This window comes from Nitrosopumilus sp., assembly GCA_029862745.1.
Taxonomy (GTDB): Archaea; Thermoproteota; Nitrososphaeria; order Nitrososphaerales; family Nitrosopumilaceae; genus Nitrosopumilus.
Window position 1 is genome coordinate 170,399 of record JAOTWS010000001.1, and the last position, 13,736, is coordinate 184,134.

Sequence of the window (13,736 nt, forward strand, 5' to 3'; positions counted from 1 at the left end):
TCATTCATTCTTTTAATTTTGATTCTTGAAAACTTGTGGAATTCTTCCAGGATTCTTCAAAATAATCCAAACACCATTCCCTGAATTCCTCATCAACACTTGATAGCATCTCACTAAGATCTGGATCTCCTTCTTTATTTTGGAAAAGTATTCCCGCCTCTTTGTCAGTAACCAGCAACCCTAAAATTTTTTTGCTATGCATTTTTCTTTCAAGAACTCCTGCTATAACATATTTTTGAAATTGTTTTTTTTCAAAAATCTTTTTTCTGTCTTCTGAAATAATAGCATTTTCCAAAAATATTGATTTAATATAGATATTGTTCTGAAGTCTATCAGAAATAACATCAACAATATCATTAGAATATGGGACTTCAGATAAAATATTGTAAATAAACTTCTCAGAATTCTCATGGATTTTCTTCCATTGCTCTAATACCTTAACATAACCTTTAATTTTTTTGTGGTTTTGAAGAGACCCAATTCTTTGAATGAATTTTTTTTCGATATTTTCAAGCATGTGTGTATTAAAGAAATGCTTGTTATCAGAAAGAAAGGAAATGGAGGGAATTAATTTCAAGACTAATTGACCAAATGTTGTTAATTCATAATTCCCATCAGGAATTTTAATGATTAATCCATTCTTAGATAATCTACCCACATTTCTATGAATTTCAGGGTTTGTAGCTTCAAGAAGTTTTGCTAACTTTGAGATGTTAAGTTTTTTTTTGGATAAATTATTCAAAATATTCAATCGCTGTTCACTTGCCAATTCTAAAAAATCACTAGCAGTTTTTGTGGAATCCATATCCACTAAAAAATTAATCTGATACTATCTAAGGTTTCTTAAAAAAATCTAGGATTCGGGCCAATTTCCACCACAATTTAAACAAACACCTCTTAATCCATTGTATCTTTTAACTTCAACTATAGTTGCTTGTGAATTACATGCCAAACATACTATAGAATTATCAACGCTCATACTTACTACCAGCATCTCAAAGTTATTAACTAATATTCAAAAAGATGCTAATTTATTTGAATTCTAGCTAATTATCACATATTTAATCAAATATCTAAAATCTAATAAATGAATTATTATTACAAAACATTCTTGAGTACAGAAATTCCAAATGATCTTATTTATGCATCATTTTTTTTCATTGATATTGTGGGATTATCAAACCCAATTTTATCTACTGAAACACAACGAACAAAAATCAAAATCCTAAATGAGTTAATATATGATTGCAACACTTTTGTTGAAACCCCTAAAAATAATCTACTGATACTACCTACAGGAGATGGGATGTTAATAGGGTTCAAAAATGGGTTGGAGCAACCTCTAAAGTTATCAATAGAATTTCATAAAAAATTGTCAATTTACAACAAGAATGCAACTGGTTCTGAAAAAATTAAAACGCGTATTGGTTGTCACATAGGCCATGTTTTTGTTGTTCGTGACATTTATGGGAATGTTAACTTGTGGGGACCTGGGGCTATTTTATCTAGACGGATAATGGACATGGGAGATACGGATCATATTTTATTAAGTAATGAAATTGTTGAAGATTTATTTGAAATTTCAGATGATTATAAAAAATTCATCCACCTTCTTCATAATTTTGGAATAAAACATGGGGATAATTTATTAATTTATTCAGCATATGGAGAAGGATTTGGAAATTCATCATTGCCAAAAGAAAAAATAAAAATAAAAACCAAAGATGTAGATATTGAAAGTAATACAATTTGTGACAGGATTGTATTTGATGTTATCCCTAAAGACACCACTGGAATGACAAGGTTTAGAAGAACGTATTATTTTTTAAACCAATCGTCTGAACCAGTATATGAATTTGCGACAAATTTCATAGCAAATTCTAAAGAAGAATTACTAGGGTTAAATTTTAAAGCCTATGATGAAAAAGATAATGAATTAAAGATTTCAAAAGTTTTAGCCTCAACACCATATTCTAAAAAAATTATTATAAAATTACTAAAACCAATTTTCAGGGGAGATTCTGGAAAATTATTAATAATTTACGACATAAAACTGACAAAAAATAACTTTGAAAACATTTTTACAACAGATGCTCAAAGTTTTGAGATTAATTTTAAACATTATGCTAACATTGAATTTTTCCCAGTATTATATTATATGGATGCCGAAATTGGAAGTAAGGATATAATTGAAAAATCTTCAGAAATAAGAAAAGGAATGTTCAAAGAACTTATGTGGAGTAGATCACATGGACTCAAAATTAAGGATAGTATTCGTTTAGAGTGGTGATTTTTTAAATTAAATATCCAATGGACCTATAATCATTCTAAATTGTTTATCATTTGAGATAATTTTAAAATCTTCATCCAATCGTAATTTTTCTTTGTTGTTTGGTTCAATTGTACAAATTCTTTGCAAAATTTTAAATGATTTATCTGTATTGCCTGCATAAAGCTCTGCTTTAGCTAGTTGATACAGAATTTTTGTATTATCTTTATTTGATTCCAATATAGAATTAAAACAAGATATTGCATTTTCAAATTTTTTTAATTTGAATAATACCATTCCACGTAGATGCCAGTATTTTTCACCTAAAGGATGCTCTTGTTTCACCTTATCAGAATAGACTATAGCCTCTTCAAATTTATGAACATTTTTCATCTGTTCAACTTTGTGAATATTTTTTAAAATTTGGCTGTTGTGTACTTCAGATGCCTTATTCAAACATTCTAGGGATTTGTCATACATACTTAATTCAAAGAGAATTTGTCCCAAAAGAAAAAATGAGTTATAATTTTTTGGATTAGATTCTAATTCTTTAAACAATGCATCTTTTGCCTGATCATACTCCCCAATTTCATAAAGATATTGAGCTTTTTTGTACCAATAATCTTCAGATTTTTCAGATTTTGTTATTTCTTTCAATTTATCAAAAATCTCAACAGCCTCTTCAAATCGTCGTTCTTTTTTTAATTCTGCAGCCTTAGATTTCCAATGTTCTTTTGGATTAACCATGCTTAATTATAGAACAATTTTTAAAAAATGTTTTTGTATATGCTTTTAAGATATGTATGAAAATTTAATGCGTGTCTAAATCCATGCATATATTTACGAAGAATGAGATTGGGTTAAAAGCACTGATAATAATAGCTGCTATAGGTATCGGATATCAAATTTATCTGGATAATTTTGTAGATGTGGATCAGATTTCATTTGCTCATTTTTCATACGGAATTAGTTCACTCGCAGTAGGTGTTGTTGCAATGCTTGTGGCAAGACGTTACAAGGGTTCTCCAGTATTTGGAAAAACATACCTTGCTTTAGCATTAGGTTTTATCATATTGTTTGCAGGGGATTTGATTTACAATTATTATGTAATAGTTCTAGATGAAGACCCTTACCCTTCCATAGCTGATGTGTTTTTTTTAGTATTTTACTTGTTCACTGGATACCATCTTGTAAAAAATATAAAATATTTCAAAAAGAATTTGAGTGTCACTTCAAAAATTGGAATTCCTGTATTGGCATTAGTTATGATTATTTTATTTGGGTTATTTACAATTGAAACTTTAAACGAATACCCCCGAGTCTTTTTTATGGGAATTCTTTATGTTTCAGCTTCTGCAGCCATACTATCACTTGCAATATTTGGTGTGACAATTTTTCGTAACAGTGTTTTGGGCATTGCGTGGTTTATGTTGGTTGTTGGAATATTCTTTTATGCAGTTGCAGATGTTTGGTATTATTATCTTGAAGAAGTTGAAGAATTTACAATAACACATCCAGTCAACACATTATGGCTAATATCAGATATGTTTATTATATATGCATTATACAAACATAAGAAAATTATTTAGTTTGAAACAAATTCTACTTCAGACTATTCTTCTAAATATTATAACCTAAGATACCCCAATTTTGGAATCTTGCTTGTAAAATCACGCTGTAGTAATATTATTTCATTTGTTTTTTTAAATCGAATTAATTTTTCATTAGTTTCCTCCAAGAATAATTTTATTTGTGTAAAACAATTTGTTAACTCTTTTTTTAGTTTACCATCACCGCTATTCTCTTTAATTCTAAGAATAGATGATGATAATTCAAACATGCCAGACATTCCTTCAAGTAGCAATTCATAATCATTCTTTGTGAATTTATTTAATTTGAAGGAATTAAGATTCTTGGATATATCTACAAATATGTTCCTATTTTCAAGTTTTTTTAATGCATTATTAATTTTGGACTCATACGTGAAAATCAAGTTATTGGTAAATCCAATGATATCTTCAAATGTTTGCAGGGGTATTTTTTTATAATATGCATCATTCTTGTGACCACATTTTTTGATGTACCCCAAGGTCTCCATTTTTTCCAGAGCATTTCTAAACTTGACTCTATTGTATCGTTTTTTGTTAGCATCTACACATCTTTCCCACACATCGCCAAAATAATTTTTTTCTTCAGACATACAATTCAAAATATCATCTATTGATATCATTTGCATAGCAACCAGTTTAATTTCAATTATTTATTGTTGATGTACTAAGTGAAATACTCAATAACCGGGATTATTTTATTTTAAACTCAGACTAAATCAAATAAAGTAAAAAAAACTATTTTTCACCATTACTGATTAGAAAAAAGAAAGTATGTGAACGGCTATTCAAGACTTTTCTTTGCTTTGTTTATCATAGCCGTTTCTTCACGAAGATGTTTTTTCAATAAGCGTTCATGATCTTTTTTGTGAACACTGTATGCTTTATTGAGAGATTGCTTTGACTTTGCTCTTTTTACAGCATTTTGAAATTTTTTATGAATGACGTTTACTTCAGATGTATAATTTGCCATCAAAATTATTAGAGCCATGAAATTAAAGAACTTTGTGTAGACATATCAGTGAAGTGATCATATACAAAGTGATCGCATATCAATATCAATCAACGTGATCCATATATTGAACAGATAAAGGAGATTTGTATGAATGGTTCTTTTGAAAGACCTGATTGGGATGAATATTTTATGCTTCAGGCTGAGTTGGCAAAGCTTCGCTCAAACTGCATGACAAGGCAAGTGGGAGCAGTGATTGTTAGAAATCATAGGCAATTAGCAACAGGATATAATGGAACCCCTCCTGGAATTAAAAATTGTTTTGAAGGTGGATGTAAAAGATGTCAATTAAGAATAGAGGGAAAGATAGAATCAGGTGCATCTCTTGATAGATGTCTTTGTAATCATGCAGAAGCAAATGCAATAATGCATTGTGCTATTTTAGGAATTGAGGCAGGAATAGCAGGTGCAGTGATGTATACAACATTTGTCCCATGCCTAGAATGCACAAAAATGGCAATTACAATTGGAATAAAAAGAATTGTTTGTCTTGACTCTTATCCTGAGACAGATTATGATTTGCTAAGAGAAGCAGGAGTAAACATAGTACAGTTAGATAAAGGCAGAATTTCAAGATGGGCAAAAGAACTAGTCACCAATTACAAAGATCCAGTGTAATAAAATGCAAGTAAACATAGAAGAGGTTAAAAAAATTGAAACAATGCCACCGTCAATGTTGGTATCTGCTACATATGAAAACAATTCTAAATCTGCAGTACTCAAATTTTATGAACCAAAATCACAGAAATTAATTTTATGGAAAGACGAGACAAATCACAAACCCTATTGTTATTCAAGACTATCACCAGATGAATTAGACTTTCTTCAAGAAAGAGATGACGTCATAGAAATCAAAACTGTTCAAAAATATGATTTGCTAAAAGATGAGGAGATAGATATATCAAAAATCACAGTAGAAGATCCTTTAGCAATTGGAGGTACTGCAGGAGACAAAAGTATCAGAAACATAATTGAAACATGGGAATCTGACATCAAATATTATGAAAATTATCTTTATGACAGGAAATTAATTGTTGGAAGATATTATGAAGTGGTAGATGGGAATATCCGACCACATGATTTGGAAATTTCCGATGAAGTAAAGATTGCACTGAAAAGTTTGCTGTGGGATAAGGTTGACAGTGAAAGTATGGTAAATGAGGGTGAATTTAAAAAATACATTACAGAATGGGCAGATTTGTTAAATCAACCAATCCCCAAAATTAAAAGACTCAGTCTAGATATTGAAGTTGAAGCAGAGATTGGAAGAATCCCAGATCCAAAAATTGCTGAAAAGAAAGTCACCGCGATTGGATTGAAAGGATCAAATGAGTTTGATCAGATTTTTGTTCTCAAAACAGAGGGAACAGAAGAGGGAATAAACGAACTTGAACAAAATGTCAAAATTACATTCTATGATTCAGATAAAGAAAAAGAAATGATACAAGATGCGTTTGAGTTAATCAAGGAATTTCCATTTGTTGTAACATACAACGGAGATGAATTCGATTTACCATATTTATATAACAGAGCAGAAAGACTTGGAATTAAAAATTCAGAAAATCCATTTTACATGATGAGAAATTCAGCAACACTGAAGAAAGGTGTACATCTTGATTTGTATAGAACACTTTCAAACCGTTCATTTCAAATCTATGCTTTTAGTCAAAAATACACAGACTTTTCATTAAACAGCGTTTCAAAGGCCTTACTTGGAAAAGAAAAAATAGATTATGGTTTAGAGTTTGACGAATTATCCCTCTATCAAACTGCGAATTATTGTTACAATGATGCTCTTTTGACGTATGAACTTACCAGTTTTAATAGAGATTTACTAATGGATTTACTTGTAATCATTGCAAGAATTGGCAGAATGCCAATTGATGATATTGCAAGAATGGGTGTTTCTCAATGGATAAGGAGCCTACTATACTATGAGCACAGAAGAAGAAATTGTCTAATTCCAAAAAGAGAGGAGCTTGAAAGAAGATCAGAAGGAGTGATGTCTGATGCAGTGATAAAAGATAAGAAATACCGAGGAGGTCTAGTTGTTGAACCTAAAGAAGGGATTCATTTTGATGTAGTAGTTATGGATTTTGCAAGTCTATATCCAAGTATCATCAAAGTGAGAAATCTATCTTATGAGACAGTAAGATGTGTTCACGAAGAATGCAAGAAGAATACAATTCCAGAAACAAACCATTGGGCATGTACAAAGAAAAATGGCCTAACCTCAATGATAATTGGTTCACTTAGAGATTTGAGGGTAAACTACTACAAAAGTCTCTCAAAGAAATCAACACTTACAGATGATCAAAGACAGCAATACACAGTAGTAAGCCAAGCACTTAAGGTAATTCTCAATGCCAGTTATGGTGTGATGGGTGCAGAGATATTTCCTTTGTATTTCCTTCCAGTAGCAGAAGCAACAACCGCAATAGGTAGATACACAATCCTAGAGACAATTAAGAATTGTGAAAAAACTGGAATTGAAGTACTCTACGGTGACACAGATTCATTATTTATCAAAAAACCAAATGAAGATCAAATTCACAAAGTAATAGAGCAAGCAAAAAAGAATCACGGAGTAGATTTAGAGATTGACAAAGTGTATAGATATTGTGTATTAAGTAACAGAAAGAAAAACTATCTAGGAGTAACTACAGATGGAAAAGTGGATGTCAAAGGATTAACAGGAAAAAAATCGCATACACCTCCATTTATCAAAAAATTATTTTATGAATTATTGGATGTGTTATCTAAAGTTCAAACAATAGAAGATTTTGTAAAAGCAAAAAAAGACATATCAGAAAAAATTTCAACATGTGGCAAAAAAGTAGAGGCTAAAGAAATACCATTAAAAGACCTGACATTTAATGTGATGTTAAGCAAAGCGCCTTCAGAGTATGTCAAAACAATTCCACAACACATTAGAGCAGCAAGACAGCTTGAAACAATAAGAGAGGTAAAAAGAGGAGACAAGATATCATTTGTCAAAATTCTAAACAAACCAGGTGTAAAGCCAGTAGAGATGGCAAAAAAAGAAGAGATTGATTCAAAAAAATACATGGAGTTTATGGAGGCAACACTAGAACAGATTACATCATCAATGGATTTAGATTTTGATGTAATACTTGGGAAACCAAAACAGACTGGAATGGATCAATTTTTTTGGAGTTAGTGTAATACATGGAAGTTAATGGAATGCTACTTACTATATTAGGAATTTCTGCAGGAGTGCTCATCCTAACAGGATGGGTAGAACAAATTTACAAAGGATATAAAACAAAGAGCATGAAAGACATTTCAAAATTCTTAATGATATTCATATCAGCTGGTGCAATTTTATGGCTGATTTATGGATTAATAATTTTAGACGTGTTCATTATTGGGACAAATATTGCAGCAATAATTCTAATGTTGATAGTTCTTTTAATGAAAAGGAGATATGATGAGATGCTGCAAAGAAAACAATAAAGAATTAAATAGAATGCAAGAAGATTCACGAGGATGTTTGTAATTAACTGTAAAAATTATGATGAGATTGCAGGAGAAAAGATAATTAAATTTGTAAAGATAGCTGAAAAGATTTCCAAAAAATACAAAGTAAAAATCGCAATATCTCCACCTCAGCATTTAATTGGACTAGTTGCAAATAGTTCAATTCTAATTTTTGCACAACACATTGATGACTATAAGGTTGGAAGCACTACAGGCTATATCATTCCAGAATTGCTAAAAAAGTCCAAAGTTAAAGGATCACTGATCAACCACAGTGAGCACAGAATCTCAAGTAGTGAAATTCAAAAATTGGTTTTGAAATTAAAAGAATTAAAGATGATATCGATTGTTTGTGTAAAAGACGTTACAGAAGTGAAAAAGTATTCAAAATTAAACCCAGATTATATTGCTATAGAGCCCCCAGAATTAATTGGATCTGGTAAAGCAGTGTCCAAAGAAAAACCAGAATTAATTGAAAAAGCTGCTAAGGCAGTAGAAAGTGCAAAAAACAACACGAAATTACTTTGTGGTGCAGGAATTGTATCAGGTCAGGATGTTGCAAAGGCATTAGAGTTAGGATCAAAAGGAATACTAGTAGCAAGTGGGATAGTCAAGGCAAAAGATTGGAGTAAGATAATGTCTGAATTTGCCAAATCAATGACTTGATATGAATTCTCATTTGTAATTTATCAGATAAATGTCAGGTAAAACATTGTTACGTATCACTTGATAACAACATCTTTTGTTCTAATATTCAGAATTTTTAATTATGTCAGTAATCGTTAGTTCAACTTCTTTAGGCCTTCTACGTTCTTCAGACATGTAAAAAGACTGTAATTGCTTTACTTGATCAAAAAAAGAGGAACTCCCATAGTTAGAAAGAAGTACATTTATTACTTATAATTAAGATCTAAACTCTTACTTTCAATGCAAACGCCCCACATTTTGGACACCGATGTTTTTTCAAATATTCTGCATGAGTTTCAGTACGTTTTTTAGAATACGTGATGTGCTCTCCACAATCTTCACATATACCAAGTAAATCGCCCTTCATAGATTAATTGTGAAATACTAGTACAAATAATTTCATAATTGTAAAAAACAAAGAAAAAGTAATCAGGTGTTATTTTGACCATTTAGAGTATCTATACGTCTACTAGATTAAAGAGTGGTTTTCCAGAGGCCGATTTTTATTAGATATATTTGACTGAGCCAAGAATCTCTTTGCCTGAATTAACATTAAATATTTTTTAAATAATCTGTTGCCTACAAAAGGTATTTAGTTTTAAAAGGATTCAAATTGGTTTTTCTACGGGTGCTACAATCACTATAACAAACACCTCTTTTCTCGATTTTGTTAAATTTTAGTCAGTATTAAAATCAATGATTAGGATCATAAGAATAAGGAGGAGTTCATAACCAAAGCTGCTCAAAGTAGTAATTTTGTGTATTATTAGTGTTGAATTAGTTTAATACCCCCTTTTTTTGATTGATTAATCGTAAAAAAATGAAACAAGTATATTTTTATGATGAAGGGGATGGTAAAAACAAAAAACTCCTAGGAGGAAAAGGAGCTGGTCTATGTGAGATGACCAAACTAAAATTACCAGTACCGCCAGGATTTACAATTACTACAGAAGTTTGCAATAGATATTATGAAAATAACAAGAAATTGCCAAAAACACTCATGGCAGAGGTAAAAAAGAACATTGGAAAGATTGAAAAAAGAACAGGAAAGAAATGGAATTCAAAATTAAATCCTTTACTAGTATCAGTAAGATCAGGGGCTGCAATTTCTATGCCTGGCATGATGGATACAATATTAAATTTAGGATTAAATGATCAAACCGTATTAGGATTAGCTGAAAAAAGTAACAATCCTAGATTTGCATGGGATTCCTATAGAAGATTTATCCAGTTATTTGGCAAGGTAGTATTTGGAGTAGATGACAAGAAATTTGATGATGTGTTAAATGATGCAAAAAGAAAACAAAATGTTGAAGTTGATAGTGATTTAAACGAAGAATCACTAAAAGAGATAGTTTCACAATATAAACAAATTTGTGACAATCATACAGGTAGGAAATTTCCAACAGACCCAACAGAACAAGTAGAGCTTGCAATTAAAGCAGTATTTGGTAGCTGGATGGGAGAAAGAGCAATTGTTTACAGAGAGAAGAATAACATTACAAAAGACATTGCAGATGGAACCGCAGTAAATATTGTATCAATGGCATTTGGAAATATGGGTGATGATTGTGCTACAGGTGTTGTGTTTACAAGAAGTCCAGAAGATGGAACACGTAAGATCTATGGCGAATATCTGATCAACGCCCAAGGCGAAGACGTAGTGGCCGGAGTAAGAACCGGAAAACAAATTGATGGAATGAAAAAAGAGATGCCGGAATCATATAACCAATTAGTAAAAACATGTGAAAGATTAGAGAAACATTACAAAGAACCGCAAGATATTGAATTTACAATTGAGCAAGGGAAGTTCTATTTGTTACAGACAAGAAATGCAAAGATGAATGCAGTTGGAATGGTAAAAACATCAGTAGATATGGTAAAAGAGAAACTAATTGATAAAAATAGAGCAATTACAAGACTACAGGCAGAGCAATTAGAGCAATTATTACACAAGAGAATTGATCCTGAAGAAATTAAAAATTACACACAATTAGCAAAAGGCATTGCAGCATCACCAGGAGCTGCCAGTGGGATTGCAGTATTGGATGTAAAAAGAGCAACCGCAATGGGAGAAAACGGTGCTAAAGTAATTCTAATCAGAGAGGAGACAAAACCTGAAGATGTTCCAGCATTCTTTGAATCAGTTGGAATTTTAACTAGCAGAGGCGGTAAAACATCTCATGCAGCAGTAGTTGCTAGGGGAATGGGCAAACCATGTATTGTTGGATGTTCTGAATTAAAGATCGATGTAGATAACAAGCAATGTAGTGTAGATGGTAAAGTAGTCAGAGAAGGAGATTCAATTACAATAGATGGGAGCACAGGCATTGTGTATATTGGAGACATTCCAACAATAGAGCCAAAAGTTAATGCAGATTTTAAACAGATTCTAGAATGGGCTAAAAATGCAAAAAAGATTGGAATAAGAGCAAATGCAGATACCCCAGAAGGAGCAAAACTTGCAAGAGAATTTGGAGGTCAAGGAATTGGATTGTGTAGAACAGAGAGAATGTTCAATGGAAGTGACAGAATTAATTTATTTGTAGAAATGATCATGGCTGAGAATATTGAGGAGCGAAGTAAAATTCTCAAGAAACTAGGAGAATTACAAAAGAGTGATTTTATTGAAATTTTACAAGCAATGGAAGGTTATGAGGTCACAATTAGATTATTAGATCCTCCATTACATGAATTCTTACCAAACCCAGAAGAGTTATCAGAAAAAATTCGTAAATTAGAATCAAGAAATGAAACAAGTGAAGCCAATGCAGCAAAAACTATCCTAAAGAGAGCAAGGGATCTTGCAGAAATCAATCCAATGATGGGACATAGAGGAGTCAGAGTTGGAATTACTTATCCTGAAATTTATGAAATGCAAATCCGTGCAGTCTTTGAAGCATTAGTGGAGTTAACAAAGAAAAAGGTAAAGGCCCATCCACAGATCATGATTCCACAGATTAGCAGTGTTGCTGAACTGAACCACGTCAAGAGGATTTATGATTCCGTCAAGAAAGAGATTGAAACTACGCATAAAATGAAACTAAAAATCAATTTTGGAACAATGATCGAAGTTGTTAGAGCAGCACTAACTGCAAACGAACTTGCAGATACTGCAGAATTCTTTAGTTTTGGAACCAATGATTTGACACAGGGGACATTTAGTTTTAGCAGAGAAGATGTTGAAGGGAAATTCCTTCCAGAATATATGGAAAAGGAGTTGTTAGAGAGAAACCCATTCCAATCAATTGATGTTAATGGAGTAGGCAGTTTGATAAAGATAGGAATTGATGCAGGTCGTAGAGTCAGGCAGGGTATGGAAATAGGAATATGTGGAGAGCATGGAGGAGATCCAAGTTCAATAAAATTTTGCCATGACGCAGGTCTTAGTTATGTGAGTGCATCACCACATAGAATCCCCATAGCAATAGTAGCTGCAGCTCAAGCCGCAATTGAACAATCTAAACCAAAATCTAAACCAAAATCTAAACCAAAATCTAAACCAAAATCTAAACCAAAATCTAAACCAAAATCTAAAAAAAAGTAAAATAAATTATTAGAAAATTACAATAAAGAAATAATCTTTTGTATTATTTCATCATGGTTTGATATGATTTCTGTAGAAACCAGTATGATATCCTTTTCATGATAAACATTAATCCATTTCACATGGTCACGTGATTCTACAGACCAATTTGTTTTTCCAAGATTTTTATCAAAAATCCGATTCATTTTTGCCTTCAGTAATGCTTCACGATGCAGTAATTTTGTTTCATAAACATTCAGTTGTGGAATCATTCCTTTTTTTCTATGGTATGCTTTTAATCTACCACATTTACACAAAATCCCGGCAAATCGTATTGACGTATCTAGATTCAAAACTTTGTTACAAAACTTGCTTTCAGGACTAGGTTCTTCTAATTTTTGCACGACTATTATTATTATTTTTAAAAAATAGAAGACAAAAATTAGTTTTGTTGACTAAAGAGTAAAATGCAAAACGTCAGTGTTAGTTACAAACTCATTTTTGATTAAATACAGGTAACCAAAAATACATGATTTTTCTATTTAAGTCTACAAAGATATCTGCATTATCATTCCAAGTTTTGACATTTTTTTCCCAGATTCAATGGTAGTGATGATAATTTTATTACACAATGATCTGTACTTTGTAGTTTCTTCACCCATGGTCTCAACGAGGGTTTTAAAAGATTCAGGAAAAGTAAAATTAAACTGAGAATTACTCATAAATTCTTTTTGTAGTGAAAGGTTTGCGTTTACTATATTTTTCCATGTTTCATAAGATTCATTTTGGAGATCAAATAATATTTGTTGAATATGAGGAACTGAATTTTCGATTTCAGAGAAATATTTCTTATAGATTTGCTCAATAACGCTAAAATGATCTTGATTGTCTTTATTTTCAGCCATAATTTTTCTAGAAAACATCAAAACTTAAACATATTGGCAAAAAATCAAACCAAACCACATTGTCTTATTTTTGAGTATTACTTTCACTATAACCTAGACCTTTAAACTAAATGTAGCATAAAATTAATTCCATGAGTTACAAGTGCCTGATTTGCAACATAGTTTTAGAAGATCCAAGAGAACTAGAGATGCATTTGAAAATAGAGCACAAATAGGGTGTGAAAAGAGA

General features: G+C 31.4%; 15 protein-coding genes. 7 read left to right on the top strand and 8 right to left on the bottom strand.

From position 1 onward, the window contains the following. Window positions 1-4: 4 nt before the first annotated feature. Both OEM44_01085 and OEM44_01090 read right to left on the bottom strand, forming a co-directional pair. On the bottom strand, window positions 5-805 hold the full coding sequence (locus tag OEM44_01085; protein ID MDH3515394.1) for a transcriptional regulator: 801 nt from the start codon (window positions 803-805) through the stop codon (window positions 5-7). Between the two features lie 48 nt (window positions 806-853). After that, a complete protein-coding gene (locus OEM44_01090) occupies window positions 854-979 on the bottom strand; it encodes a hypothetical protein (GenBank protein ID MDH3515395.1) in 126 nt (41 codons plus the stop codon). 108 nt (window positions 980-1,087) lie between these two features. On the opposite strand from OEM44_01090, the gene OEM44_01095 reads away from it, so the two are divergent. After that, window positions 1,088-2,290: a hypothetical protein gene (locus OEM44_01095; protein ID MDH3515396.1), complete on the top strand. Its 1,203-nt coding sequence runs from the start codon at window positions 1,088-1,090 to the stop codon at window positions 2,288-2,290. A gap of 9 nt (window positions 2,291-2,299) precedes the next feature. Here the strand turns inward: OEM44_01095 and OEM44_01100 are convergent, their stop codons facing one another. Then, window positions 2,300-3,016 carry a tetratricopeptide repeat protein gene (locus OEM44_01100; GenBank protein ID MDH3515397.1) on the bottom strand — a complete coding sequence of 239 codons (717 nt, stop codon included), beginning with the start codon at window positions 3,014-3,016 and terminating at the stop codon, window positions 2,300-2,302. A gap of 83 nt (window positions 3,017-3,099) precedes the next feature. On the opposite strand from OEM44_01100, the gene OEM44_01105 reads away from it, so the two are divergent. Further along, complete coding sequence (locus tag OEM44_01105) at window positions 3,100-3,858, top strand: hypothetical protein (protein ID MDH3515398.1); 759 nt, start codon at window positions 3,100-3,102, stop codon at window positions 3,856-3,858. A gap of 38 nt (window positions 3,859-3,896) precedes the next feature. Here OEM44_01105 and OEM44_01110 read toward each other — a convergent pair whose 3' ends face one another. Both OEM44_01110 and OEM44_01115 read right to left on the bottom strand, forming a co-directional pair. Further along, window positions 3,897-4,469, bottom strand: coding sequence for a hypothetical protein (locus OEM44_01110; protein MDH3515399.1), 573 nt, complete (start codon window positions 4,467-4,469; stop codon window positions 3,897-3,899). A gap of 191 nt (window positions 4,470-4,660) precedes the next feature. Continuing rightward, window positions 4,661-4,849, bottom strand: coding sequence for a hypothetical protein (locus tag OEM44_01115; protein MDH3515400.1), 189 nt, complete (start codon window positions 4,847-4,849; stop codon window positions 4,661-4,663). A gap of 129 nt (window positions 4,850-4,978) precedes the next feature. Here OEM44_01115 and OEM44_01120 point away from each other — a divergent pair, with 129 nt between their 5' ends. Genes OEM44_01120 through tpiA form a run of 4 tightly spaced genes read left to right on the top strand, consistent with a single transcriptional unit; the run spans window position 4,979 to window position 9,055 of the window. After that, a complete protein-coding gene (locus tag OEM44_01120) occupies window positions 4,979-5,506 on the top strand; it encodes a dCMP deaminase family protein (GenBank protein ID MDH3515401.1) in 528 nt (175 codons plus the stop codon). A gap of 4 nt (window positions 5,507-5,510) precedes the next feature. Next, the gene (locus OEM44_01125) at window positions 5,511-8,069 is read left to right on the top strand and encodes a DNA-directed DNA polymerase I (protein ID MDH3515402.1); all 2,559 of its coding nucleotides are present in this window, start codon (window positions 5,511-5,513) and stop codon (window positions 8,067-8,069) included. An 8-nt stretch (window positions 8,070-8,077) separates the two neighbouring features. Beyond that, complete coding sequence (locus tag OEM44_01130) at window positions 8,078-8,365, top strand: SemiSWEET family transporter (protein MDH3515403.1); 288 nt, start codon at window positions 8,078-8,080, stop codon at window positions 8,363-8,365. A gap of 33 nt (window positions 8,366-8,398) precedes the next feature. Beyond that, window positions 8,399-9,055 carry a triose-phosphate isomerase gene (tpiA, locus tag OEM44_01135; GenBank protein ID MDH3515404.1) on the top strand — a complete coding sequence of 219 codons (657 nt, stop codon included), beginning with the start codon at window positions 8,399-8,401 and terminating at the stop codon, window positions 9,053-9,055. A gap of 244 nt (window positions 9,056-9,299) precedes the next feature. Here the strand turns inward: tpiA and OEM44_01140 are convergent, their stop codons facing one another. Then, window positions 9,300-9,443 carry a hypothetical protein gene (locus OEM44_01140; GenBank protein MDH3515405.1) on the bottom strand — a complete coding sequence of 48 codons (144 nt, stop codon included), beginning with the start codon at window positions 9,441-9,443 and terminating at the stop codon, window positions 9,300-9,302. A 453-nt stretch (window positions 9,444-9,896) separates the two neighbouring features. On the opposite strand from OEM44_01140, the gene ppdK reads away from it, so the two are divergent. After that, window positions 9,897-12,623 carry a pyruvate, phosphate dikinase gene (gene ppdK / locus OEM44_01145; GenBank protein ID MDH3515406.1) on the top strand — a complete coding sequence of 909 codons (2,727 nt, stop codon included), beginning with the start codon at window positions 9,897-9,899 and terminating at the stop codon, window positions 12,621-12,623. A gap of 17 nt (window positions 12,624-12,640) precedes the next feature. Here the strand turns inward: ppdK and OEM44_01150 are convergent, their stop codons facing one another. Both OEM44_01150 and OEM44_01155 read right to left on the bottom strand, forming a co-directional pair. Further along, complete coding sequence (locus tag OEM44_01150; protein MDH3515407.1) at window positions 12,641-13,006, bottom strand: hypothetical protein; 366 nt, start codon at window positions 13,004-13,006, stop codon at window positions 12,641-12,643. Window positions 13,007-13,150: 144 nt separating this feature from the next. Further along, complete coding sequence (locus OEM44_01155; protein ID MDH3515408.1) at window positions 13,151-13,507, bottom strand: hypothetical protein; 357 nt, start codon at window positions 13,505-13,507, stop codon at window positions 13,151-13,153. Window positions 13,508-13,736: the final 229 nt, after the last annotated feature.